At 64.4% G+C, this 22,020-nt stretch carries 26 protein-coding genes and 1 tRNA gene; 14 read left to right on the top strand and 13 right to left on the bottom strand.

Features of this window, described 5'->3' with window-relative positions; genetic code table 11:
* Positions 1-26: 26 nt before the first annotated feature.
* On the top strand, positions 27-485 hold the full coding sequence (locus ACFQPB_RS08860) for a rhodanese-like domain-containing protein (protein ID WP_382221991.1): 459 nt from the start codon (positions 27-29) through the stop codon (positions 483-485).
* A 173-nt stretch (positions 486-658) separates the two neighbouring features.
* Here the strand turns inward: ACFQPB_RS08860 and ACFQPB_RS08855 are convergent, their stop codons facing one another.
* Positions 659-1,204 carry a phasin family protein gene (locus tag ACFQPB_RS08855; RefSeq protein ID WP_382200036.1) on the bottom strand — a complete coding sequence of 182 codons (546 nt, stop codon included), beginning with the start codon at positions 1,202-1,204 and terminating at the stop codon, positions 659-661.
* 204 nt (positions 1,205-1,408) lie between these two features.
* On the opposite strand from ACFQPB_RS08855, the gene ACFQPB_RS08850 reads away from it, so the two are divergent.
* The 6 genes from ACFQPB_RS08850 (at position 1,409) to ACFQPB_RS08825 (ending at position 6,338) form a co-directional block, all read left to right on the top strand.
* Complete coding sequence (locus ACFQPB_RS08850) at positions 1,409-2,326, top strand: histone deacetylase family protein (protein ID WP_382221988.1); 918 nt, start codon at positions 1,409-1,411, stop codon at positions 2,324-2,326.
* The gene (locus tag ACFQPB_RS08845; protein ID WP_382221986.1) at positions 2,323-2,775 is read left to right on the top strand and encodes an acyl-CoA thioesterase; all 453 of its coding nucleotides are present in this window, start codon (positions 2,323-2,325) and stop codon (positions 2,773-2,775) included. Before ACFQPB_RS08850 ends, ACFQPB_RS08845 begins: the two co-directional genes overlap by 4 nt.
* Positions 2,776-2,843: 68 nt before the next feature.
* A complete protein-coding gene (locus ACFQPB_RS08840; protein ID WP_382222026.1) occupies positions 2,844-3,500 on the top strand; it encodes a nitroreductase in 657 nt (218 codons plus the stop codon).
* A gap of 19 nt (positions 3,501-3,519) precedes the next feature.
* Positions 3,520-3,867 (top strand): FKBP-type peptidyl-prolyl cis-trans isomerase, encoded by a 348-nt coding sequence (locus tag ACFQPB_RS08835; protein ID WP_382221984.1) that lies wholly within the window; start codon positions 3,520-3,522, stop codon positions 3,865-3,867.
* Between the two features lie 74 nt (positions 3,868-3,941).
* Entirely contained in the window at positions 3,942-5,351 is a 1,410-nt protein-coding gene (locus tag ACFQPB_RS08830; RefSeq protein ID WP_382221982.1) for a sodium:proton antiporter, read from the top strand.
* 18 nt (positions 5,352-5,369) lie between these two features.
* Positions 5,370-6,338: a 2-hydroxyacid dehydrogenase gene (locus ACFQPB_RS08825; RefSeq protein ID WP_382221980.1), complete on the top strand. Its 969-nt coding sequence runs from the start codon at positions 5,370-5,372 to the stop codon at positions 6,336-6,338.
* A gap of 67 nt (positions 6,339-6,405) precedes the next feature.
* Here ACFQPB_RS08825 and ACFQPB_RS08820 read toward each other — a convergent pair.
* Positions 6,406-6,482: transfer RNA gene (locus ACFQPB_RS08820), tRNA-Pro, on the bottom strand.
* Positions 6,483-6,498: 16 nt separating this feature from the next.
* Positions 6,499-7,428, bottom strand: coding sequence for a polyprenyl synthetase family protein (locus tag ACFQPB_RS08815; RefSeq protein WP_382222023.1), 930 nt, complete (start codon positions 7,426-7,428; stop codon positions 6,499-6,501).
* Between the two features lie 245 nt (positions 7,429-7,673).
* On the opposite strand from ACFQPB_RS08815, the gene rplU reads away from it, so the two are divergent.
* The 4 genes from rplU (at position 7,674) to proB (ending at position 10,590) form a co-directional block, all read left to right on the top strand.
* Positions 7,674-7,985, top strand: a complete 312-nt coding sequence (rplU, locus tag ACFQPB_RS08810; protein ID WP_382198540.1) for a 50S ribosomal protein L21 — start codon at positions 7,674-7,676, stop codon at positions 7,983-7,985.
* Positions 7,986-8,008: 23 nt separating this feature from the next.
* On the top strand, positions 8,009-8,266 hold the full coding sequence (gene rpmA / locus ACFQPB_RS08805) for a 50S ribosomal protein L27 (RefSeq protein ID WP_382198539.1): 258 nt from the start codon (positions 8,009-8,011) through the stop codon (positions 8,264-8,266).
* A gap of 72 nt (positions 8,267-8,338) precedes the next feature.
* The gene (gene cgtA, locus ACFQPB_RS08800; RefSeq protein ID WP_382221977.1) at positions 8,339-9,403 is read left to right on the top strand and encodes an Obg family GTPase CgtA; all 1,065 of its coding nucleotides are present in this window, start codon (positions 8,339-8,341) and stop codon (positions 9,401-9,403) included.
* Between the two features lie 74 nt (positions 9,404-9,477).
* Positions 9,478-10,590, top strand: coding sequence for a glutamate 5-kinase (gene proB / locus ACFQPB_RS08795; RefSeq protein WP_382198551.1), 1,113 nt, complete (start codon positions 9,478-9,480; stop codon positions 10,588-10,590).
* A gap of 14 nt (positions 10,591-10,604) precedes the next feature.
* On the opposite strand, the gene ACFQPB_RS08790 is transcribed toward proB, so the two are convergent.
* Together ACFQPB_RS08790 and ACFQPB_RS08785 are read right to left on the bottom strand one after the other, a co-directional pair.
* A complete protein-coding gene (locus tag ACFQPB_RS08790) occupies positions 10,605-11,105 on the bottom strand; it encodes a CNP1-like family protein (RefSeq protein WP_382221975.1) in 501 nt (166 codons plus the stop codon).
* The gene (locus ACFQPB_RS08785; protein WP_382221972.1) at positions 11,102-11,746 is read right to left on the bottom strand and encodes an RNA pyrophosphohydrolase; all 645 of its coding nucleotides are present in this window, start codon (positions 11,744-11,746) and stop codon (positions 11,102-11,104) included. The genes ACFQPB_RS08790 and ACFQPB_RS08785 overlap by 4 nt, the downstream gene beginning before the upstream one ends.
* Positions 11,747-11,870: 124 nt before the next feature.
* On the opposite strand from ACFQPB_RS08785, the gene ACFQPB_RS08780 reads away from it, so the two are divergent.
* Together ACFQPB_RS08780 and ACFQPB_RS08775 are read left to right on the top strand one after the other, a co-directional pair.
* Positions 11,871-13,616, top strand: a complete 1,746-nt coding sequence (locus ACFQPB_RS08780; protein ID WP_382221969.1) for a proline--tRNA ligase — start codon at positions 11,871-11,873, stop codon at positions 13,614-13,616.
* Positions 13,613-14,242, top strand: coding sequence for a lytic transglycosylase domain-containing protein (locus ACFQPB_RS08775; protein WP_382221966.1), 630 nt, complete (start codon positions 13,613-13,615; stop codon positions 14,240-14,242). Before ACFQPB_RS08780 ends, ACFQPB_RS08775 begins: the two co-directional genes overlap by 4 nt.
* A gap of 9 nt (positions 14,243-14,251) precedes the next feature.
* Here the strand turns inward: ACFQPB_RS08775 and ACFQPB_RS08770 are convergent, their stop codons facing one another.
* The 5 genes from ACFQPB_RS08770 to hemA all read right to left on the bottom strand — a co-directional run bounded on the left by ACFQPB_RS08770 (position 14,252) and on the right by hemA (position 19,027).
* Positions 14,252-15,256 (bottom strand): AAA family ATPase, encoded by a 1,005-nt coding sequence (locus tag ACFQPB_RS08770; RefSeq protein ID WP_382221963.1) that lies wholly within the window; start codon positions 15,254-15,256, stop codon positions 14,252-14,254.
* A 137-nt stretch (positions 15,257-15,393) separates the two neighbouring features.
* Entirely contained in the window at positions 15,394-15,717 is a 324-nt protein-coding gene (gene grxD, locus ACFQPB_RS08765) for a Grx4 family monothiol glutaredoxin (RefSeq protein WP_382198529.1), read from the bottom strand.
* 31 nt (positions 15,718-15,748) lie between these two features.
* Entirely contained in the window at positions 15,749-16,591 is an 843-nt protein-coding gene (prmC, locus tag ACFQPB_RS08760) for a peptide chain release factor N(5)-glutamine methyltransferase (RefSeq protein WP_382198528.1), read from the bottom strand.
* A complete protein-coding gene (gene prfA / locus ACFQPB_RS08755) occupies positions 16,591-17,697 on the bottom strand; it encodes a peptide chain release factor 1 (protein WP_382221960.1) in 1,107 nt (368 codons plus the stop codon). Before prfA ends, prmC begins: the two co-directional genes overlap by 1 nt.
* Positions 17,698-17,758: 61 nt before the next feature.
* Positions 17,759-19,027, bottom strand: a complete 1,269-nt coding sequence (hemA, locus tag ACFQPB_RS08750) for a glutamyl-tRNA reductase (RefSeq protein WP_382221957.1) — start codon at positions 19,025-19,027, stop codon at positions 17,759-17,761.
* Between the two features lie 46 nt (positions 19,028-19,073).
* Here hemA and ACFQPB_RS08745 point away from each other — a divergent pair, with 46 nt between their 5' ends.
* Entirely contained in the window at positions 19,074-19,355 is a 282-nt protein-coding gene (locus ACFQPB_RS08745; protein WP_382221954.1) for a hypothetical protein, read from the top strand.
* Here the strand turns inward: ACFQPB_RS08745 and ugpQ are convergent, their stop codons facing one another.
* Genes ugpQ through ugpE form a run of 3 tightly spaced genes read right to left on the bottom strand, consistent with a single transcriptional unit; the run spans position 19,356 to position 21,967 of the window.
* A complete protein-coding gene (gene ugpQ / locus ACFQPB_RS08740; protein ID WP_382221951.1) occupies positions 19,356-20,090 on the bottom strand; it encodes a glycerophosphodiester phosphodiesterase in 735 nt (244 codons plus the stop codon).
* Positions 20,087-21,103, bottom strand: a complete 1,017-nt coding sequence (locus ACFQPB_RS08735; protein WP_382221948.1) for a sn-glycerol-3-phosphate import ATP-binding protein UgpC — start codon at positions 21,101-21,103, stop codon at positions 20,087-20,089. The genes ugpQ and ACFQPB_RS08735 overlap by 4 nt, the downstream gene beginning before the upstream one ends.
* A gap of 9 nt (positions 21,104-21,112) precedes the next feature.
* Positions 21,113-21,967, bottom strand: a complete 855-nt coding sequence (gene ugpE / locus ACFQPB_RS08730) for a sn-glycerol-3-phosphate ABC transporter permease UgpE (protein ID WP_382221945.1) — start codon at positions 21,965-21,967, stop codon at positions 21,113-21,115.
* Between the last annotated feature and the right edge of the window lie 53 nt (positions 21,968-22,020).

Genomic DNA, 22,020 nt, shown 5'->3' with positions numbered 1-22,020 from the left:
TTTTTTAACCCCTAAATGGAGACAACATGAAGATGAGACGAATCACAGCAGCGCTGGCGTTGGCTGGTTTGGGCTTGGTGCCCCAGCTGGCACTGGCCCAGGCCGAGAAGCCAGTCATCGACGCTGTCGAGTCCTATTTCGACTTTGTGGACGCCAATGGCGGGACCATCCTGGCTGAGCAGATTCCGGCCGAGGACTACAAGAAGTTCCATGTGCTGGACGTGCGTGACGTCGGCCAGTTTGCCAAGGAGCACATTCCAGGGGCGGTGAACATCGAGTGGCGCAAGGTGTTTGTTGAGCGCGCCCAGTTGCCCAAGGGCAAGACCATTTTGGTCTACTGCAACACCAGTTCTTTTGCAGCCCAGGTGGCCATGGCGCTGCGCCTGGACGGTTTTGAGAACGTCCGCATGCTTTACGGCGGCTTCAATCAGTGGAAGGCCGCTGGTGGGATGGACGCTTACGCTCGTGCTACCAAAAAGCAGTGAGCTTGGTGCACAGGCAATGGCCGCGCGCCAGCTGCTCAGGCCGATCCGCAGTGTGATGAGGCACTGACAGACGAAAAAAAGCCCCGCTAGTGGGCGGGGCTTGAAGGGGTCCCTGAAATCCGATTTCGAAGAGACCCGAGGAGACAACCGGAAAATTCGGTCTGCCGTGACGATCAGCGCTTCTTGGCGGTGGTGGTCTTGGCGGCGCTCACGGCGGAAGCGGTCACGGTGTTGAAGTTGGCTTCGGCCATTTCGGTGGCTTGCTTGACAGCCTTTTGCACCGACTCAATGGCGTTGTTGGCGGCCGACACGGCGCTCTTCATCACGGCCACGGCGGTTTCGGAACCGGCGGGGGCGTTCTTGGCGGCGTTGTCCACCAGGCTCATGAATTTGGCCTGGGCTTCGGTGGCCTGGGCTTCAGCGGCTTTGCCGAATTCGGCGCCGGTGCCCGAAGCGATGTCGTACAGGTGGCGGCTGTAGGCCACGGTCTTTTCGGCCAGGGGCTGGAACAGGCTGGCTTGCAGGGCCAACAGTTCTTGTGCGTCCTTGACGCTCATCACGGCTTGGGCGTTGTTGGCGGTTTCGGCCAGTGCGGCCTTGGTGGCTTGCACGTTCAGCTCAACCAGCTTCTCGACGCCTTCGAAGGCCTTCTGGGTCAGGCCGAACAGGGTTTCGACGTTGGCTTTTTGAGCGGCGATGATTTGTTCTGCGGTCAGCATGGTGAGGGCTCCTGGGTGTGTTGAAGGTTTTTTTCAGCACAGCGGGAGAGGGATTTCTCTCATGCTGCGCTGCAACATAGTTGGAATTATAGAGATGCGCTCGGCCAATGCAAGTCTTTTTTGCTGCGATGCAACAATTTGAAGCACAGACTCTAATCGGCAAGCGTCGGCACAGGTTTTCATGCCCACGACACAATCGCAGCCGTGAAAGCCTTCTACGCCGACCAGTTTGTGCTGCCCCTGCCAGAGGGCCACCGTTTTCCCATGGCCAAGTACCGTTTGCTGCGCGACCTGATTGCCAGCCACTGGCCTGAGGTCGCACTGCAGCAGGCGCTGCCGGCGTCCGACACCGAACTGTTGCGGGTGCACACGCCCACCTATGTGCAGGCGGTGGCTCAGGGTTTGTTGTCACCCGCCGCTCAACGTGAAATCGGTTTCCCCTGGAGCCCGGCCATGGCCGAGCGTGCCCGGCGCTCCGCAGGGGCCACCGTGCTGGCGGCGCGGGCCGCGTTGGCGGGCGAGGGCGTCGCCGCCAACCTCGCCGGTGGCACCCACCACGCCTACGCCGACAAAGGCAGCGGTTTTTGTGTGTTCAACGACGTGGCCGTGGCCGCGCGGGCCATGCAGGCGGAGCGCCGAGGCCTGCGCGTAGCGGTCATCGATCTGGACGTGCACCAGGGCAATGGCACGGCGAGCATTTTCAGGAACGACCCGACCGTCTTCACCCTGTCGCTGCACGGCGAAAAGAATTTCCCCTTCCGCAAGGAAGACAGCGATCTGGACGTGCCCCTGCCCGACGGCTGCGACGACAACACCTACCTCTACGCGCTCGACCACGCGCTGGACGAACTGGACCGCCGCTTCGACGCTGACCTGGTGTTCTACCTGGCTGGCGCCGACCCGCACGAGGGTGACCGCCTGGGCCGCATGAAGCTCAGCTTCGACGGCCTCGAAGCGCGCGACCGCCGTGTGTTCGACTGGGCCTGGCAGCGGCGCATCCCGCTGGCGATGAGCATGGCCGGGGGTTACGGGCGCGACATCGCTACCACCGTGCAGGTGCAGCACAACACCTGGGCGGTGGCGGTGGCCTATGCCCACCGCTGGCACAATCGGCGGCCATGAGTTCTGCCGCCGCCGTCAAACCCCAACCACAGCCCCGCAGCGCCTACCCGGTGTTCCGCACCATCGGCACCCGCTGGATGGACAACGACGTCTATGGCCACGTCAACAACGTCGTCTACTACAGCTGGTTTGACACGGCGGTCAATGCCTGGCTGATCGAGCAGGGCGCGCTGGACATCCACAGTGGCGAGGTGATTGGCCTGGTGATCGAGACGCAGTGCAACTACTTTGCGCCGCTCGCCTTTCCGCAGGCTGTGCACGCTGGCCTGCGCGTGGCGCACATCGGTCGCTCCAGCGTGCGTTACGAGGTGGGCCTGTTCGCCGCCGATGGCGAGCTGTGCGCGGCCGCCGGCCACTTCATCCATGTGTACGTGGACCGCGCGACACGCCGCCCCGTGCCTTTGCCCGAGAAACTCAAACTCACCCTGGAGACTGCCCTGTGTCCTTGAACCCCCCTTCTGCCGGCGCCCACGCCGCCATCGATCCGGCCAGCGTGGACGCGGCCATCACCAGCCGCATGTCGGTGCGTGCCTTCCTGCCCAAGCCGGTGCCACGCGAAGCCATCGCCCACTTGCTCGAGGTGGCCAGCCGCGCGCCTTCGGGCACCAACACCCAGCCCTGGAAGGTGTACGTGTTGCAAGGCGCCAGCCGCAACAAGCTGGTGGACAAGGTGTGTGCCGCCCACGACGCTGGCCGCGCCGACCCGGCGCTGGCCGCCGCGCGCAAGCCCGCCTACGACTACTACCCCACAAACTGGGTCAGCCCCTACATCGACCGCCGCCGCGAAAACGGCTGGGGCTTGTATGGCCTGCTGGGCATCACCAAAGGCGACAAGGACAAGATGCACGCCCAGCACCAGCGCAACTTCCGCTTCTTCGATGCGCCCGTGGGCATCATGGTCACCATCGACAAGGTGCTGGGCCGTGGCTCGTTGGTGGACTGCGGCATGTTCCTGCAAAACCTCATGGTCGCTGCGCGTGGCCATGGGCTGGACACCTGCCCACAGGCCGCCTGGGTCGATTACACCGACATCGTCCTGCCCCACGTGGGCGCGGGCGACAATGAAATGCTGGTGTGTGGCCTGTCGCTGGGTTACGCCGATCCCGCCGACAAGGTCAACACCTTCCACACCCCCCGTGAACCGGTGGCGAACTTCACCACCTGGCTCGAATAAACCCCTTCAAGGAATTTTTATGAACACCACCCCCTCCGGTCTGCAGTTTGAAGACACCACTGTCGGTTCCGGCGACGTTGCCAAGGCCGGCCAACGCGTCACCGTCCACTACACCGGCTGGCTCTACAACGACGGCGTGCAAGGCGCCAAGTTCGACTCCAGCAAGGACCGCAACGACCCCTTCGTTTTCCCGCTCGGCGCCGGCCACGTCATCAAAGGCTGGGACGAGGGCGTGCAGGGCATGGCCGTGGGCGGCACGCGCCGCCTGGTCATCCCGGCTTCGCTGGGCTACGGCGCTCGTGGCGCCGGTGGCGTGATCCCGCCCAACGCCACCCTGCTGTTCGAAGTGGAACTGCTGGCCGTTTGAGCCCAACTGCCCCCCGCAGCATCTAAAAGAACAAACCGGCCCCAGAGGCCGGTCATTCCATCCGAGGAGAAGACATGCGTCAGATTCGTGGGCAGCTGATGCTGGCCGCCTTGTTGTTGCCTGGCCTGGCCCGGGCCGCCGATTTTGATGGCGCGGGTTTGTCGCCGCTGTGGGGTGTGCCGTTTGCCGGCATCCTGTTGTCCATCGCGCTCATGCCCTTGGTGGCACCGCTGTTCTGGCACCACCATTTCGGCAAGGTCGCGGCCGGCTGGGCATTGGCGTTTCTGTTGCCGTTTGCCGCCTTCTTCGGTATCGGCTTGGCATCGCAAAGCCTGGTGCACGCGCTGCTGGCCGAGTACATCCCCTTCGTCATCCTGTTGACCGCGCTGTTCACCGTGTCGGGTGGCATCTACATCCGGGGCAACCTGCATGGCAGCCCGGGGCTGAACACCGCCATCCTCGCCATCGGCGCGGTGTTGGCCAGTTTCATGGGCACCACCGGTGCGTCCATGCTGCTCATCCGCCCGCTGATCCGCGCCAACGACAACCGCCGCCACAAGGCCCACGTTGTCATCTTCTTCATCTTCATCGTCTCCAACGCCGGTGGCTCGCTCACGCCGCTGGGCGACCCACCCTTGTTTCTGGGCTTCCTCAAAGGTGTGGACTTCTTCTGGACGTTGTCGCACATCTTCCCCGAAACGCTGTTCCTGGTGGGCGCGCTGCTGGCCATCTTCTTTGCGCTGGACACTTGGTACTTCCGCCGCCGCGAGGAGTGCCAGTCGGTCGACCCCACCCCAGACACCCGCAACATCGGCTTTGACGGGGGCGTGAACTTCTGGCTGCTGGGCGGCGTGGTCGCTCTGGTGCTGCTCAGCGGCTTCTGGAAGTCGGACGTGCTCATTCACATCCACGGCACCGACGTGGGCCTGCCGGGCCTGGTGCGCGACGTGGGCCTGATCGGCATCACGCTGCTCTCGCTCAAACTCACGCCCACTCAGGTGCACGTGGACAACCAGTTTGCCTGGGCCCCCATGGCCGAGGTGGCCAAGCTGTTCGCCGGCATTTTCCTCACCATCATTCCGGTCATTGCCATGCTCAAAGCTGGCGTCAACGGTCCCTTCGGCGCCATCATCGCCGCGGTCACACGGCCCGACGGCTCGCCCGATCCGGCGGCCTACTTTTGGGCCACCGGGGCTTTGAGTTCTTTCCTCGACAACGCGCCCACCTACCTGGTGTTTTTCAACACCGCAGGGGGAGATCCCAAGGTGCTGATGACCACGCTGGCCCCCACGCTGGCTGCGATTTCGGCCGGTGCCGTGTTCATGGGCGCCAACACCTACATCGGCAACGCGCCCAACCTCATGGTCAAGGCCATCGCCGAGGACCGGGGCGTGAAGATGCCCAGCTTCTTCGGCTACATGTTGTGGTCGGGTGCGGTGCTGATACCGCTGTTCGTCCTCATCACCTTCATCTGGTTCCGTTGAGCTTCAAAAGGACTTGCCATGTCCCGCCCTTCCATCCTGGTTGCCCGCCCCGTTTTCCCCGAAATCCTGGCGCTGCTGCGTGCGCATTTTGAGGTCGATCACCACGATGGCGTGGACGCGCTGCCGCCGGCCGAATTGGTGGCGCGGCTGCAGGGCAAAGTGGGGGCACTGACCACCGGCAGCGAGCGCATCGACGCAGCCTTGCTGGCCGCCTGCCCTGGTTTGAAGATCGTGGCCAACATGGCGGTGGGCTTCAACAACTTCGACGTGCCCGCCATGACGGCCCACGGCGTGCTGGCCACCAACACGCCCGACGTGCTGACCGAAACCACGGCCGACTTCGGTTTTGCCCTGCTCATGGCCACCGCCCGGCGCGTGTGCGAGAGCGAACACTACCTCCGTGCCGGCCAGTGGAAGCAATGGCGCTACGACCTGTTTGCCGGCGCCGAGGTGCATGGCAGCACCCTGGGCATCCTGGGCATGGGCCGCATCGGGCAGGGCGTGGCCAAGCGCGGCGCCCACGGCTTTGGCATGAAGGTGATCTACCACAACCGCTCGCGCCTCTCGCCCGAGTTGGAGGCCGAATGCCGGGCCAGCTACGTCAGCAAGGCCGAGCTGCTGGCCCAGGCCGACCACTTGGTGCTGGTGTTGCCCTACAGCGCCGAATCGCACCACGCCATCGGCGCGGCCGAGATCGCGCAGATGAAGCCCACTGCCACGCTCATCAACATCGCACGCGGCGGCATCGTGGACGACGCGGCCCTGGCCCTGGCATTGCGCGAGCGGCGCATCGCCGCCGCCGGGCTCGATGTGTTCGAGAGCGAGCCCCGCGTCCACCCCGATCTGCTCACCGTGCCCAACGTCGTGCTCACACCCCATATCGCCAGTGCCACGGTGAAGACGCGCCTGGCCATGGCGCGTCTGGCGGCCGACAACCTGATCGGTTTTTTGACCAGAGGCCAGGCTTTGACGCCCATCAACCCATAACACTGAAAACAAAACAACAAAGCCCCTGCATGAGGGGCTTTGTTGTTCACGATTTGCGTGAAAAATCTGGTCGGGGTGAGAGGATTCGAACCTCCGGCCTCTACGTCCCGAACGTAGCGCTCTACCAGGCTAAGCTACACCCCGATCTGCTGCCGGAGCGCTAGGTGCGGCGCGTCAACAGGTCAGCCGCTAATTGTAGCAAACCTTGTTGGTAGGTATTTTGGGGCAGTCCGCTGACGACGGCGATGGCGCGTTGGGCTTCCAATTCTGCCGCCTCCCGGGCGCGGTCCAGTGCGCCGGTGCGGCGAATGACGTTGGCGATGGTGTCCAGGTGGGTCACGTCGCCTTGTTCGATGGCGTGCCGGATCATGGCCTGCTCTTCGCGGTTGCCCAGCTTCAACGCCCAGATCACCGGCAAGGTCATCTTGCCCTCGCGCAGATCATCGCCCAGGTTTTTTCCCAGCTCGTCGGCCTGACCTTCGTAGTCCAGCACATCGTCAATCACTTGGAAAGCCGTGCCCAGGGCCTGGCCGTAGTCGGCGCAGCGTTGTTCGGTGGCGCTGTCGGCGCCGGCCAGTATCGGGGCCAGACGGGCACTGGCCTCGAACAGCTTGGCTGTTTTGGACCGGATGACGCGCAGGTAGGCGGCTTCGTCCAAGTCGGCATCGTGCATGTTCATCAACTGCAGCACCTCGCCTTCGGCGATGACGTTGGTGGCGTCGGCCAGCACCTCCATCACGCGCATCTGACCGACGTCCACCATCATCTGGAAAGCGCGGGAATAGAGGAAGTCGCCCACCAACACGCTGGTGGCGTTGCCGAACACCTCGTTGGCGGTCTGCCGGCCCCGGCGCAGCGTGGACTCGTCCACCACATCGTCGTGCAGCAGGGTTGCGGTGTGGATGAATTCGACCACGGCGGCCAGGGTGTGGCGGTGTGGGCTCGTCAGCCCCAAGGCGCCCGACACGAGCAGCAACAAAGCCGGCCGCAGGCGCTTGCCGCCGGCCGAAATGATGTAGCGTGCCACTTCGCCCACCAGGGGCACGTCGGAGTTAAGACGATGGGCGATCACCTCGTCCACGGCGCGCATGTCGTCGGCAATCAGGGTCAGCACGTGGGCTGCTTGGGAAGCGGGGGGCGTGGAGGACAAGGTGGGGCGCCTGCAAATGTTTCACGGATTATAAAAAGCACGGCCACAGCCCCGTTCGCTGGCGATCCGTTGGTCGTGACTGGTTTGCGCCGGGCAATATCGTGGGCTATAATCCGTAGTTCGGTGAAAATCCGTTCGCCGATACCTTCACAGGTTTTTGCAGAGGTTCGTCCTCAGAGGTTCATATGTACGCGGTCATAAAAACCGGTGGCAAGCAATATCGCGTTGCTGCTGGCGAAAAAATTAAAGTAGAACAGATTGCTGCGGAAGTGGGCCAAGAGATCGTGATCGACCAGGTTCTGGCTGTCGGCATCGGCAGCGAGATCAAGGTGGGCACGCCCTTGGTTTCCGGCGCAACTGTTACGGTCACGGTGCTCTCGCACGGTCGTGGCGACAAGGTTCGTATCTTCAAGATGCGCCGTCGCAAGCACTACCAAAAGCGTCAGGGTCACCGTCAAAATTTCACCGAGCTGCAGATCGCTTCGATCGCTGCTTGAGCCAAGTTCAGGAGTAAAGCGACATGGCACAGAAAAAAGGCGGCGGCTCTACGCGAAACGGCCGTGATTCCAAGCCAAAGATGCTGGGTGTCAAGGCCTTCGGTGGCGAACTGGTGAGCGCAGGCTCCATCATCGTTCGTCAGCGCGGCACCAAGTTCCACCCCGGCAACAACGTCGGCGTGGGCAAGGACCACACCCTGTTTGCCACGGCCGATGGCCACGTTGAGTTCGCCATCAAGGGCGCGCTGAACCGCCACGTGGTGAACATCACCCCCGTCTGACGCGCCCTGGCGTGTCACCGAAAAAGGCCCGCCTTGCGGGCCTTTTGTGTTTTCTCTTTCTAGAATACGGCCATGAAGTTCGTTGACGAAGCCTATATCGATATTGCCGCTGGTGACGGTGGCAATGGTTGTTCGTCCTTCAGGCACGAGAAATACAAAGAGTTTGGCGGCCCCGACGGTGGCGACGGCGGCCGCGGTGGTCACGTGTACGCGCTGGCCGACGTCAACCTCAACACCCTGGTCGATTTCCGCTACACCCGCAAGTTTGAAGCCCAGCGAGGCGAACACGGCAAGGGTTCGGACATGTTTGGCGTCAAGGGCGACGACATCGTCCTGAAAATGCCTGTGGGCACCATCATCAGCGACGCCGAAACCGGCGAAGTGCTGTTTGAGTTGCTGCAACCGGGTGAGCAGATCCTGATCGCCAAGGGCGGTGATGGTGGTTTTGGCAACATGCGCTTCAAGAGCGCCATCAACCGCGCGCCGCGCCACAAGACGCCCGGCTGGCCGGGCGAGCGACGCAGCCTGAAGATGGAGCTCAAGGTGCTGGCCGATGTGGGCTTGCTGGGCATGCCCAACGCGGGCAAGTCCACGTTGATCACCGCCATCTCCAACGCCCGGCCCAAAATCGCCGATTACCCTTTCACCACGCTGCACCCCAACCTGGGGGTGGTGCGTGTGGGGCCGGAGAAAAGTTTTGTTGTCGCCGATCTGCCCGGGTTGATTCCAGGGGCCAGCGAGGGTGCCGGCCTGGGCCACCAGTTCTTGCGCCACCTGCAGCGCACGCACCTGTTGCTGCATGTGATCGACATGGCCCCGTTCGACGATTCGATCGACCCGGTGGCGCAGGCCAAGGCCATCGTGGCCGAGTTGAAGAAGTACGACAAGGCGTTGTACGAGAAACCGCGTTGGCTCGTCCTCAACAAGCTGGACATGGTGCCTGCTGACGAGCGCGCTGCGCGGGTCAAGGACTTCGTCAAGCGCATGCGCCACAAAGGCCCGGTGTTCGAGATTTCCGCGCTCACCCGCGAAGGCTGCGAACAGCTCGTGCACAAAATTTTTGACCACATCGTCGCCACGCGCCAGGCCGCGTTGCCTTCGGTGGAGGTCGATCCCCGTTTCCCGCAGCACTCCTGAGCATGTCCGTCGAAAACGAGAGCGCGGCAGCGGCCGCATCGAGCAGTCTGTTGCCCCGTCTGGACGAGTCTGTGTTGCGCCATGCGCGGCGCATCGTGGTCAAGGTCGGCTCCAGTCTGGTGACCAACGAAGGGCGGGGGCTGGACGAGGCCGCCATTGGGGAGTGGTGTGTGCAGCTCAGCGCGCTGGTCAAGGAAGGGCGCGAGCTCATCATGGTCAGCAGTGGCGCGGTGGCCGAGGGCATGAAGCGCCTGGGTTGGAGCACACGCCCGAAAGAGATCAACGAGTTGCAGGCTGCTGCTGCCGTGGGGCAGATGGGGCTGGTGCAGATGTACGAGACCAAGTTGCGCGAGAGCGGCATTGGCAGTGCGCAGGTGCTGCTGACCCACGCCGACCTGGCCGACCGTGAGCGCTACCTCAACGCCCGTTCCACGCTGCTGACCTTGCTGCAGCTGGGCGTGGTGCCGGTGATCAACGAGAACGACACCGTCGTCAACGACGAGATCAAGTTTGGTGACAACGACACCCTGGGCGCCCTGGTGGCCAACCTGGTGGAGGCCGACGCGCTGGTGATCCTCACTGACCAGAAGGGCTTGTACACCGCCGATCCGCGCAGCAACCCGCAGGCGCAGTTCGTGTTCACCGCCCGTGCAGGTGACCCGGCGTTGGAGGCCATGGCCGGCGGCGCCGGCAGCGGCATTGGCAAGGGTGGCATGATCACCAAGATCCTGGCCGCCAAACGGGCGGCCGGTTCGGGCGCCTCCACCGTCATCGCGTGGGGCCGCGAGCCCGATGCCCTGTTGCGCCTGGCCGCCGGTGAGCCGATTGGCACCTGCCTGTTGGCTCAAACTGCCAAAAGCCAGGCCCGCAAGCGCTGGATGGCCGATCACCTGCAGTTGCGCGGCGCGGTGCTGGTGGACGATGGCGCGGTGGCCAAAATTGTGGAAGAGGGCAAGAGCCTGCTGCCCATTGGCATGACGGGCGTTGAGGGTGAGTTTTCGCGTGGTGACGTGATCGCGGTGCGCGACGCCCGTGGTCAGGAGATTGCGCGTGGGCTGGCCAATTACGCCAGCTCGGAGGCACGGCTGATTTGCCGGCGCGCCTCCGCCGAGTTTGAGCGCCTGCTCGGCTACGCGGCCGAGCCTGAGATGATCCACCGGACCAACCTGGTGCTCACCAAGGGCTGAGGCGCAGGGGCGACTCAGCGCAGACCGACGTTTTTGCCACCTCGTCGCAGGTCGGCCAGCAGGCGTTCCATGGGCTCGGTCGGCGTGCGACCTTCGCAGAAGGCGAGGTACGCCAAGCGTGCCGCTGGCAAGGATGCGGCCACGCCCGACAGCGGACGCCAAGGGGTGGTGCCGCTGTACGGCACCCAGCGTTGCTCAGACGGGTTCCAGCGCGCGTAGTTGCGTGCCTCGCCGGTTTCGCACCGCAAGCCCTCGTACAGAATGTTTTCCGCGCCGCTGTTGCTGCGCGCCACCAGCACGTAGCGCAAGACGCGATCGCTGCCGACGCTGATGCTGCTGGCATCCACACTGAATTGCAGTTCGGTGCGCGTGCTCATGTCAAAGGGGATGAGTGCACTGCGTTGCAACGGCCCGGGCAGCGGCACCTCGTTTTCCTGCCAGACCGACTGCGCATGTGAGGGCAATGCGCAGACGGCCATTCCCAGCGCCAAGGGCACTGTCCAGAGCTGTTTCATCCGTCTGACCTTTGTTGGATGGGTGCTGACTGGGTGACCATGGTCTGAGGGTCAGGATCAAAGCTGGCGCCGGGAGGCAACTCCAACCCCATGTGGCTGGAGACAGGCCCGCTGTCGGCGCCGTCGCGATGGCGGAGGTTGCCGCGAAGGTAGCGGTTGCGCGGATCGGTGCGGGGCAGGTAGCGTGAAAGCTCGGTCAGCGCCATCTCATAGACGCCACGCTTGAACTCCACCACCACGTCCAGCGGCACCCAGTAGTCGTTCCAACGCCAGGCATCGAATTCCGGGTGGTTGGTGGCGCGCAGATTCAAGTTCCAGTCGTGGCCAATCAGCCTGAGCAGATACCAGATCTGCTTCTGTCCCTTGTAATGCCCACGGGCATCGCGCCGTATGTAACGGTCTGGCACTTCGTAGCGCAACCAGTCCCGCGTGCGGGCCACAATCGCCACGTGCTCCGGCATCAGACCCACCTCCTCGTGGAGCTCCCGGTACATGGCCTGCTCGGGGGTTTCGCCCCGGTCAATGCCACCCTGCGGAAACTGCCAGGAGTGGGTGCGGATACGCTTCCCCCAGAACACCTGGTTCTTCTGGTTGAGCAGAATGATGCCGACATTGGGCCTGAAGCCTTCTCTGTCAAGCATAATCAACCCCAAATTTTTGAACTGTCTTCATTATGCACCGCTGTGCAACTGAAATGAAGCGCACACGCCGCCCGCCGGCCCTTTCTGTTCAGTCTCTTCCCGCATTTCTCCCACACGCCGCCACATGAAAGCCTCGCAGTTTTTTGTCTCCACCTTCAAGGAAGCTCCGTCCGACGCCGAGGTGGTCAGCCACCGCCTCATGATGCGTGCCGGCATGATCAAAAAGCTGGGTGCCGGCATCTACACCTACATGCCCATGGGTCTGCGGGTGATTCGCAAGGTCGAGCAAATCGTGCGCGAGGAAATGAACCGAGCGGGTGCGGTGGAGCTGACCATGCCGGTGGTGCAACCGGCAGAGCTCTGGCAGGAGACCGGGCGATTCGACAAGATGGGCCCGGAGCTGCTGCGCATCAAGGACCGCCACGAGCGCGACTTTGTGGTGCAGCCCACTTCCGAGGAAGTGGTCACTGACATTGCGCGCCAGGAACTGCGCAGCTACAAACAACTGCCCAAGAACTTTTATCAGATTCAAACCAAATTCCGCGACGAGCGCCGGCCGCGTTTTGGCCTGATGCGTGGGCGTGAATTCATCATGAAGGACGCCTACAGCTTCGACCGCGACCGCGACAGCGCGCAGGCCAGCTACCAGGTGATGGCGGCGGCCTACCGCCGCATCTTCGACCGTTTTGGCCTGACCTACCGCGCCGTGGCGGCCGACAGCGGCGCCATTGGTGGCGACCTGAGCGAGGAGTTCCAGGTCATCGCCGCGACTGGCGAAGACGCCATCGTCTACTGCCCGAACAGCGACTATGCCGCCAACATGGAGAAGGCCGAAGCGTTGGCACCCGCCGGCCCCCGCCCGGCCGCAGTTTCTCCGCTGACCAAGACGCCCACCCCCGGCAAGGCCACCTGCGCCGACGTGGCCGAACTGCTGGGTGTGCCACTGTCCACCACGGTCAAGTCGCTGGTGCTGGCCACCGACGAGATCAACGAGCGCGATGAAATCGTCAAGAGCACGGTCTGGCTGCTGCTGCTGCGCGGCGACCACGACATGAACGAAGTCAAGGTGGGCAAATTGCCCGGCCTGGACATGGGATTCCGTTTTGCCACTTTGGCCGAGATCGAAGACCACTTCGGCTGCAAGCCCGGTTACCTGGGACCGCTGAACCTGAAAAAACCCGTGCAAGTCGTGGCTGACCGCGAGGTGGCCGTGATGGCCGAATGGATCTGCGGCGCGAACGACGTGGACTTCCACATGACCGGCGTCAACTGGGGTCGCGACCTGCCCGAGCCCGATCTGGTGGCCGACATCCGCAACGTGGTGGCGGGCGACGCTTCGCCCGACGGCAAGGGTGTGCTGGCCATTGAGCGCGGCATCGAAGTGGGGCATGTGTTCTACCTGGGCACCAAATACAGCCAGGCCATGAACGCCACTTTCCTGGACACCGACGGCAAACCCAAGCCGTTTGAGATGGGTTGCTACGGCATCGGTGTGACCCGCCTGCCGGCGGCGGCTATCGAGCAGAACCACGATGAGCGCGGCATCATCTGGCCCGACGCCATCGCGCCGTTCAGCGTCGTGATCTGCCCCATCGGCATGGACCGCAGCGACGCTGTAAAACAGGCGGCCGAACAACTGCACGACGAGCTGGCGGCTGCCGGCGTGGACGTGCTGCTGGACGACCGCGGTGAGCGCCCTGGCGCCATGTTTGCCGATTGGGAACTGATCGGTGTGCCGCACCGCGTGACCATTGGCGACAAGGGGCTCAAGGACGGCGTGGTGGAGTACCAGCACCGGCGTGATACCGAGGCGACCAAGGTGGCGCTGGCGGACATTGCGGCACTGATCCAGGGCCGCTTGAAGGCATGAGGCCGCTGAGCGACCCTGGCAGGCGTCGCCTGCTGGGCGCTGCGGCGGCGTGGGCAGTGGCTGGTGCCTGGCCTCGGCCTGCTGCGGCCGGCCAACTCGAAGAGCCACTGGCTGATTCGGTGCGTGGCGCGCTGGCATCGGCGATCGCCAGCAGCGCACCGCCTGTGCCCGATTTTCATACCACTGAGGCGCGATTGGACTACCTGCGCTGGCTCGGTCGCATGAGCGAACGCTTGGCGCGCCGCAAGCCCGACCTGCAGCACCGCGTGGAGTTTTTGCAGACCATCTGGTACGAAAGCCGCCGCGCGGGCTTGGACACGTCCCTGGTACTGGGTTTGGTGCAGGTGGAGAGCGCCTTTCGAAAGTTCGCCATTTCCAGTGTCGGCGCGCGGGGTTACATGCAGATCATGCCGTTTTGGGTGCGTTTGATTGGCGATGGCGACGTCGGCAAGCTGTTCCACATGCAGACCAACCTGCGTTTCGGCTGCGTGATCCTGCGCCACTACCTCGACCGGGAAAACGGCGACATGTTCATGGCCCTGGGCCGCTACAACGGCAGCCGAGGGCGCGATCCTTACCCGAACGCGGTGTTTGCCGCGCAGAAGAACTGGGTCTTGGCCGCCTGACGGCGGCGTTTATTGCAGGAAACCCATGCGGGATTTGTTCCCGCCCGCCCGCGGCAAATCGTCGGGCGCGATGGCATCGCGCTGTTCCAGGCGCGCATTGCCAAACCCCGTCATGAGGGCACGCCGCATCTCACGCGGTGCCAAGGTGGCCAACTGATCCAGCACATCGTCGTTCGGCTCGTCGGCAAAAAGCCGGCCCCAGTCGTGTTCTTCACGTATCGTCGCGTAAAGGTGGCGAGCAATCCGGCGCGCCGCCTCCAGCGTGGGCGCCTGGATCTCGTACACGTTCATGCGGTTGCGTATCGGTTCCGGGATACCGCGCTCGTCGTTGGCGGTGGTGATCCAGATCACCTGGCTGGCGTCCACCGCCACCTCGGCGAACTCGTCCACAAATCGCTGGGCGGTGTCGTGTTCCAGCAGGCTGTAGAGCGCCCCCAACGGGTCGTACTGGGCGTCGGCGCTGGCCTTGTCGATTTCGTCCACCACGATCACCGGGTTGGCGTACTGGCCGTCCACCAAGGCCTCAAACACCTTGCCCGGTTTGGCGCCTTTCCATTGCGAGGATGAACCCGAGAGCAGCCAGCCGGCGGTCATGGAGCTCATGGGCACCAGGCTCATGCCGGTGCCCAGCAAGTCGGCCAGTTGGCGGGCAAAGTGGGTTTTGCCCACGCCGGGCGGCCCCAGCAGCAGCATGGGGGTCACTTCCAATGCGTCGCGACTGTCCTGGCTCAGGGCGACGTGGCGTTTCACGTCGTCCAGCACCTCGGTGAAGTTGGGCAGCAGGTCATAGAGCGGCTCCATGCGCGGCACACCCGAGGGCTTGACCGCAAAACGCTGCGGGCCCCGCTCCAGCATGCGTTCGTAGGTAGCGCGAAGGCTTTCATGTTCGCGTTCGGCGCCGCTGGTTTGCAGCTTGACGAGTTTGCGCTGGACCTCGTCGGCATGGAACACGCTGCGCATGTGCGCAATGGGCAGGTTCAGGTCGTTGGTGGTGACCAGACTGTTCGAGCTCATGGCTTCCTCCTTGAACAAATCAACCGCAGGGACCACGGTTTTCATTCAAGCACAAGCCATGCCCGCCCATCAATGCGTGAAACGCCGGAACTGCGGCAGGTGTTGCCTTTTGATCAAAGGATCAAAAAGGCTGGGCCTCAGCTCTGTCCGGTGATGACCTGTTGCAGTTCACCCGACTCGTACATCTCCATCATGATGTCGGAGCCGCCGATGAACTCGCCCTTGACATAGAGCTGGGGGATGGTGGGCCACTGGCTGTAGTCCTTGATGCCCTGGCGGATTTCCGGGTCGTCCAGCACGTTGACGGTTTTCAGGTCCTTGGGGTCGACGCCGCAGGCTTTGAGGATTTGCACCGCGCGGCCCGAGAAGCCGCACATGGGGAAGCTGGCGCTTCCCTTCATGAACAGGACGATGTCGTTGGATTTGACCAACTGGTCGATGCGGGTGTGTGCGTCGCTCATGGATTCGCTCCGAAAAAGGTGAATGGGTGGATTATCCCCGCCCGGCCCATTGGCCGCCGCTGCAGCGGTCCAAGCCCGCCAGATCGGTGCGGGTGCTGACCGCCTCAAAGCCCGCCGCCCTCAGCAGGGCGCGCACGGCGGCGCCTTGGTCGTGTCCGTGCTCCAGCAGCAGCCAGCCACCGGGCACCAAGTACTCGCCTGCTTGCGCCACGATGGTGCGTATGTCGTCCAGCCCATCGGCGCCGCTGGTGAGGGCCGACAGCGGCTCGTGGGTGAGGGCGCGCAGGTGAGGGTCGCCTTCGGCCACGTAGGGCGGGTTGGAGACGATGGCGTCGAAGCGCTGGCCGTTGGGCAGGGCCTGAAACCACGAACCCGCCAGGAAACGCACCGGCAGACCCAAAGCCTGGGCGTTGGTTTGGGCCACCGCCAGTGCGGCCAGGCTGGCGTCCACGGCGTGGACCTCGGCGCTGGGGCGTTGGTGCTGAATGGCCAGGGCCACGGCGCCACTGCCGGTGCCCAGGTCCAACACCTGGGGCTGAGTTTTGCCATGCAGAGCGTCCAGGGCCCAGTCCACCAGCGTCTCGGTGTCGGGGCGGGGGTCGAGCACACGCGCGTCCACCCGGAGTTGCAAGCCATAAAACGCTTTGTGGCCGGTGAGGTAGGCCACAGGCTCGCCCGCCAGGCGGCGCTGGCACAGGGCATTGAATGTGGTGGATGGCTCGGCGGGGAGGGCGTCGGTGTCGTGCGCCAGCAGCCAGGCACGGTCATTGGGGTCGCGGCCCAGCGTGTGGAGCAGCAGCAGCTGGGCATCGATGCGGGCCAGCCCTTGGGCCTGGGCGTCGAGCAGCGCCTGTTTGAGCGTCTGCATGGGCATCAACGCAGGGCGCCGCTGGGGGCCTGGGCTTCCAGGTCGGCCAGCAGTTCGGCGCCACGCGCCACCTGCAGTGCGTGGACGATGTCGCCCAGGTCACCTTCCATCACCTGGCCCAGCTTGTAGAGCGTGAGGTTGATGCGGTGGTCGGTGAGGCGGCCCTGTGGGAAGTTGTAGGTGCGGATGCGGTCGCTGCGGTCGCCGCTGCCCACCAGGCCTTTGCGCAAAGCGGCCTCTTTGGCCGCGCGTTCGCTGCGTTCCTTTTCCTGGATGCGCGCCTGCAGCACTTGCAGCGCCTTGGCCTTGTTGCTGTGTTGGCTGCGGCCGTCTTGGCATTCGGCCACGATGCCGGTGGGCAGGTGCACCACACGCACGGCGGAGTCGGTCTTGTTGATGTGCTGGCCACCGGCCCCGCTGGCGCGGAAGGTGTCGATGCGCAGGTCGGCCGGGTTGAGCTTGATGGCCTCAGCCTCGTCGGGTTCGGGCATCACCGCCACGGTGCAGGCGCTGGTGTGGATGCGGCCCTGGGTTTCGGTGGCGGGCACACGTTGCACGCGGTGGCCGCCCGACTCGAAGCGCAGTTTGCCGTAGGCGTGGTGGCCGACGATGCGCAGCACCAGTTCCTTGTAGCCGCCGAGCTCGCTGGGCGACTCGCTCACCACCTCCACTTGCCAATGTTGACTGTCGGCGTAGCGGGTGTACATGCGCGCCAGATCGCCGGCAAACAGTGCCGACTCGTCGCCGCCGGTGCCAGCGCGGATTTCCAGGAACGCGTGGCGCTCGTCGTCCGGGTCCTTGGGCAGCAGCATCAGCTGCAGTTCGGTGTCCAGGGCGGCCAGCTCGGCTTGCGCGCTGTCGATTTCCTCGGCCGCCATGGCCGCCATGTCGACGTCAGCGTCTTGAGCCATGGCCTGGGCGGCGGCGAGGTCGCGTGTGCGCTGCTGGTGGCGCAGGTAGACCTGCACCAGGGCATCGGTTTCGGCGTGTTCGCGGGTGAGTTGGCGAAAGCGCGCCATGTCGCCTGTGGCATCGGGCGCACTCAGGAGCGCGTCCAGCTCGTGCAGGCGCAGGCGCTGGCGTTCAAGGGTGTCGCGGAGAAAGGGCTTCATGACGGATGGAGCGTGGATAGGAGAAAAAAGGTGGTGCCATGCGCGCGCTGCGCGCCACCACCTAGCGCTCGCGCAGGAAGAGGCGCGAAACGGTCTGGGCCGTGGCTTCGCGTGCCTCGGCGTCACCCGTGTGCAGCTCGGCCAGGGTGCCGTGCAGCATCTTCTGGGTCAGGCCTTTGGCCAGGGCTTCCAGCACGGCTTCCACGTCCTCGCCTTTGGCGAGGCGCTTGCGCGCGCGGGCAAGTTCCACCTCGCGCCAGACGTCGGTTTGCTGGTGGATTTGTTGGATGAGCTGCACAACGCCGGCTTTGGGGTCGCGTTGCTGCATCCAGTGCATGAAACTCTGTACCCCGGCGTCGATGATGGCCTCGGCCTGGGCGACGGCGGCCTGGCGGTTGTCGCGCCCGGTCTGCACCACGGCGGCCAAATCGTCCACTGTGTAGAGGTAGACGTCTTCCAGCGCCTTGACTTCCTGTTCGATGTCACGCGGCACCGCCAGATCGACCATGAAGATGGGCCGGTGTTTGCGGCGTTTGAGTGCGCGCTCCACCGCGCCCAGGCCAATGATGGGCAGGGTGCTGGCGGTGCAGCTGACCACAGCGTCGTACTCGTGCAGGCGCTCGGGCAAATCGGCCAGGCGCAGCACCTCGGCACCAAAGCGGCCGGCCAGGGCTTCGCCGCGCTCCAGCGTGCGGTTGGCAATCGCCATGCCTTTGGGTGTCTTGGCCGCAAAGTGGGTGGCGGCCAACTCGATCATCTCGCCGGCGCCCACGAAGAGCACCGTGATGTCTTTCAGGTCTTCAAAGAGCTGGCCGGCCAGGCGCACGGCAGCGGCCGTCATGCTGATGGAGTGGGCGCCGATCTCGGTGGAGCTGCGCACCTGCTTGGCCACCGCAAAGGAACGTTGGAACAGCTGGTGCAGTGTGGTGCCCAGGGCGCCGGCGTCATCGGCCGCCCGCACGGCGTCTTTCAGCTGGCCCAGGATCTGCGCCTCGCCCAGCACCATGCTGTCCAGCCCGCTGGCCACGCGAAAGGCATGGCGGGCGGCGTCGTCGCCTTGCAGGATGTAGGCGTGGCTGCGCAGCTCGTGGGGGCTCACGCCACCGGCCTGGGCCAACCAGGCAATGGCCGGGTCCAGCGACTGACCGTCGGTGGAGCAATAGATTTCGGTGCGGTTGCAGGTGGACAGCAACGTGGCTTCGGGCGCCCGTGCCATCGACTGGCGGAAACGTGCCAAGGTGTGAGGGATCTGGTCCAGCGGAAACGCGAACCGCCCGCGCAAATCCAGGGGCGCGGTGTGGTGGTTGATGCCGAGGGTCCAGACGGTCATGTGGCGAATTATAAAATTTCAAATCGTTTGACCGAGAACCACCCCCATGGGTATCACAACCGCCTTGCTGCATTTCGCCAATTTTGTTGCGCCCGCGCTGGCGGTGGCTGCCTTGTTGGCCCTGTTGTCCTGGGCGTTGCGGCCAGGGGCGCGCTTTTCTCATCTTTCGCTGCGGCACGCCCGCGATCTGTTCGTGTGGTCCGCGTTGGGCGGCGTACTGGTGTTGGGGCTGGGCCTGGTGATTTTTGGTCGTGACGGCAAGCTGGCCACCTATGGCGCCCTGGTGCTCATCATGGGCACCTTGGCGTTCTGGCGGCACAGGGCCTGATCAGGCCGGCGCAAACAGGTCCACGCGGTCGGTGATGATGCCGTCGGTCCCCAAGTACCACAACCGCTTTGCCGCCCACTCGTCGTTGACCGTGTAGCTCAGCATGCGCCAGCCGTGGGCGCGTGCCACGGCCACCAGGGCGTCGTCCCACAGGGCGTGGTTGCACACCAGCGCCACCACACCCAGGGCCTGGGCGTGGGTCACCCAGCCATCCCACAGGCTGTCGAGCAGCAGGCCGCGCGGCAGATGGGGTGCCGTGGCCTGTGCGGTGTACAAGGCCTCGGGCCGGAAGGAGGTCAGCAGGGGCGGCACGCTGGCACCTTGCCACAGCCGTGCCGCCTCGCGGGCCACCACCTCGCCCGTGCGTGCCTCCGAGCCGGGCGTGGGTTTGATCTCGATGTTGAGCAGCATGCCGTTGGCACGGCACCAGCGCGAGACGGCCTCGAAGCTGGGCAGGGTTTCGCCCACATGCTGCCGTGAGTGCCAGCTGCCAGCGTCCAGTCGCGACAGCTCGGCCCAGCTCAGATCACCCGCTGTGCCCAGGCCGTTGGTGGTGCGCTCCAGTGCCGCGTCGTGCAGCAGAAACGGCACGCCATCTGCGCTGAGTTTCACGTCGCACTCGATCATGCGGTAGCCGTGCTCCGCGCCCAAGCGGAAAGCGGCCAGCGTGTTCTCGGGCGCGAGTTTGCCGGCGCCCCGGTGGGCGATCCAGCGCGGGTAGGGCCAGCCGGTCATGCGTCGATGCGGCGGCCGGTTTCGGCGTTGAAGCGGTGCACCTGCTCGGGGCGCGACCACACCTTGACTGTGCTGCCAATGGCCGGCGGTGCCTCGTCGGCGTGGGTGCGCACGATCAGGCCCTCGTCGGCGATGCGCAGGTAGATCAGGCGCTCGGCGCCCAGCATCTCGGTGGTTTCCACCTGGGCGCTCCAGCCGTCGCCCTCCGTGCCCATGCTCAGGTGCTCAGGGCGCACGCCCAGGATTTCGCCGGGCTGCACGCCCGGAGCGTGTTTGAGCAGGTTCATGGGCGGCGCGCCCATGAAGCTGGCCACGAAAGTGGTGGCCGGGCGCGCGTACACCTCCTCGGGTGTGCCGAACTGCTCCATGTTGCCGGCGTTCATCACGATCATGCGCTGGGCCAGGGTCATGGCCTCCACCTGGTCGTGGGTCACAAACAGGCTGGTGATGCCCAGCTCGCGGTGCAGCTTCTGGATTTCGAGCCGCGTCTGCGCCCGCAGCTTGGCATCCAGGTTGGACAGCGGCTCGTCGAACAAAAACACCTGCGGCTGGCGCACGATGGCGCGGCCCATGGCCACACGCTGGCGCTGCCCGCCGGAGAGCTGGCGCGGTTTGCGCTCCAGCAGGTGGCCCAGCTCCAGGATGCCGGCCGCCTTGTCCACACGGGCCTTGATTTCGTCGACCGGGACCTTGGCAATCTTCAGGCCGTAGGCCATGTTGTCGAACACGCTCATGTGTGGATAGAGCGCATAGTTCTGGAACACCATGGCGATGTCGCGTTCGGCCGGCTCCAGCTGGTTGACCACGCGTGGGCCGATCATGATGTCACCGCCCGAAATTTCTTCCAGGCCGGCGACCATGCGCAGCAGCGTTGACTTGCCACAGCCCGAAGGGCCCACGATGACGATGAACTCACCATCGGCGATCTCGGCGTTGACGCCGTGGATGACCTGCAGCGACTGTTTGCCCTGGTGGTATTGCTTGACGACGTTTTTGAGTGTGATGGAAGCCATGTGTGAGTCTTATTTTTCGGTGTCGACCAGGCCCTTGACGAACCATTTCTGCATCAGCATGACCACCAACGCGGGTGGCAGCATGGCCAGGATGGCGGTGGCCATGACCACGTTCCATTCCACGTAGACCTCGCCGAAGATGGCGCGCTTGATGCCCAGGACGATGGGGTACATGTCCTCGTTGGTGGTCACCAGCAGCGGCCACAGGTACTGGTTCCAGCCGTAGATGAACTGGATCACGAACAGCGCGGCGATGCTGGTGCGTGACAGCGGCAGCAGCACGTCGAAGAAGAAGCGCATGGGACCAGCGCCGTCAATGCGTGCGGCCTCCACCAGTTCGTCGGGCACGGTGAGGAAAAACTGCCGGAACAGGAAGGTGGCGGTGGCGGACGCGATCAGCGGCACCGTGAGGCCGGCGTAGCTGTTGAGCAGCCCCAAGTCGGACACCACCTGGTAGGTGGGGCCGATGCGCACCTCCACCGGCAGCATCAGCGTCACGAAGATCATCCAGAACACCAGCCCGCGTGCGGGGAAGCGGAAGTAGACGATGGCAAACGCCGACAGCAGCGAGATGGCGATCTTGCCAATGGAAATGACCATGGCGCTGACGAAGCTCACCCACAACATGGGTGCGACCGGCGCAATGGTGGAGCCCCCGGTGGTTTTGCCACCGAACAGGGCCAGGCGGTAGCTCTCGATGAAGTTGTTGCCAGGCCACAGCGACAAGGGGTTGCTGGTGGACACCTGCTCGGCCGTCTGGGTGGAGCCAATGAAGGTGATGAAAACCGGGAAGGCCACCACCAGCACGCCCAGGATGAGGATGAGGTGGGCCAGAAAGGTCAGGCCGGGGCGTCGTTCGATCATGGATGGTCTCCCGCCGGGCCGCCCCAAGGGAGGGCTGCCCCCTCGGGGGGCAG

The sequence above is a fragment of the Hydrogenophaga atypica genome (genome assembly GCF_042665215.1).
GTDB classification, from domain to species: Bacteria; Pseudomonadota; Gammaproteobacteria; order Burkholderiales; family Burkholderiaceae_C; genus Hydrogenophaga; species Hydrogenophaga defluvii_A.
Note: the sequence above shows the minus strand (reverse complement) of the source record. Positions and strands in the feature narration are given on the sequence as shown.

Excerpts from the sequence above, each read along its gene's own strand:
- ACFQPB_RS08860 (WP_382221991.1), top strand. The coding sequence starts at position 27 with ATGAAGATGAGACGAATCACAGCAGCGCTGGCGTTGGCTGGTTTGGGC.
- ACFQPB_RS08855 (WP_382200036.1), bottom strand. The coding sequence starts at position 1,204 with ATGCTGACCGCAGAACAAATCATCGCCGCTCAAAAAGCCAACGTCGAA.
- ACFQPB_RS08845 (WP_382221986.1), top strand. The coding sequence starts at position 2,323 with ATGAGTTCTGCCGCCGCCGTCAAACCCCAACCACAGCCCCGCAGCGCC.
- ACFQPB_RS08840 (WP_382222026.1), top strand. The coding sequence starts at position 2,844 with ATGTCGGTGCGTGCCTTCCTGCCCAAGCCGGTGCCACGCGAAGCCATC.
- ACFQPB_RS08835 (WP_382221984.1), top strand. The coding sequence starts at position 3,520 with ATGAACACCACCCCCTCCGGTCTGCAGTTTGAAGACACCACTGTCGGT.
- ACFQPB_RS08830 (WP_382221982.1), top strand. The coding sequence starts at position 3,942 with ATGCGTCAGATTCGTGGGCAGCTGATGCTGGCCGCCTTGTTGTTGCCT.
- ACFQPB_RS08825 (WP_382221980.1), top strand. The coding sequence starts at position 5,370 with ATGTCCCGCCCTTCCATCCTGGTTGCCCGCCCCGTTTTCCCCGAAATC.
- ACFQPB_RS08815 (WP_382222023.1), bottom strand. The coding sequence starts at position 7,428 with ATGCGCGCCGTGGACGAGGTGATCGCCCATCGTCTTAACTCCGACGTG.
- rplU (WP_382198540.1), top strand. The coding sequence starts at position 7,674 with ATGTACGCGGTCATAAAAACCGGTGGCAAGCAATATCGCGTTGCTGCT.
- rpmA (WP_382198539.1), top strand. The coding sequence starts at position 8,009 with ATGGCACAGAAAAAAGGCGGCGGCTCTACGCGAAACGGCCGTGATTCC.
- cgtA (WP_382221977.1), top strand. The coding sequence starts at position 8,339 with ATGAAGTTCGTTGACGAAGCCTATATCGATATTGCCGCTGGTGACGGT.
- ACFQPB_RS08790 (WP_382221975.1), bottom strand. The coding sequence starts at position 11,105 with ATGAAACAGCTCTGGACAGTGCCCTTGGCGCTGGGAATGGCCGTCTGC.
- ACFQPB_RS08785 (WP_382221972.1), bottom strand. The coding sequence starts at position 11,746 with ATGCTTGACAGAGAAGGCTTCAGGCCCAATGTCGGCATCATTCTGCTC.
- ACFQPB_RS08780 (WP_382221969.1), top strand. The coding sequence starts at position 11,871 with ATGAAAGCCTCGCAGTTTTTTGTCTCCACCTTCAAGGAAGCTCCGTCC.
- ACFQPB_RS08775 (WP_382221966.1), top strand. The coding sequence starts at position 13,613 with ATGAGGCCGCTGAGCGACCCTGGCAGGCGTCGCCTGCTGGGCGCTGCG.
- ACFQPB_RS08770 (WP_382221963.1), bottom strand. The coding sequence starts at position 15,256 with ATGAGCTCGAACAGTCTGGTCACCACCAACGACCTGAACCTGCCCATT.
- grxD (WP_382198529.1), bottom strand. The coding sequence starts at position 15,717 with ATGAGCGACGCACACACCCGCATCGACCAGTTGGTCAAATCCAACGAC.
- prmC (WP_382198528.1), bottom strand. The coding sequence starts at position 16,591 with ATGCCCATGCAGACGCTCAAACAGGCGCTGCTCGACGCCCAGGCCCAA.
- prfA (WP_382221960.1), bottom strand. The coding sequence starts at position 17,697 with ATGAAGCCCTTTCTCCGCGACACCCTTGAACGCCAGCGCCTGCGCCTG.
- hemA (WP_382221957.1), bottom strand. The coding sequence starts at position 19,027 with ATGACCGTCTGGACCCTCGGCATCAACCACCACACCGCGCCCCTGGAT.
- ACFQPB_RS08745 (WP_382221954.1), top strand. The coding sequence starts at position 19,074 with ATGGGTATCACAACCGCCTTGCTGCATTTCGCCAATTTTGTTGCGCCC.
- ugpQ (WP_382221951.1), bottom strand. The coding sequence starts at position 20,090 with ATGACCGGCTGGCCCTACCCGCGCTGGATCGCCCACCGGGGCGCCGGC.
- ACFQPB_RS08735 (WP_382221948.1), bottom strand. The coding sequence starts at position 21,103 with ATGGCTTCCATCACACTCAAAAACGTCGTCAAGCAATACCACCAGGGC.
- ugpE (WP_382221945.1), bottom strand. The coding sequence starts at position 21,967 with ATGATCGAACGACGCCCCGGCCTGACCTTTCTGGCCCACCTCATCCTC.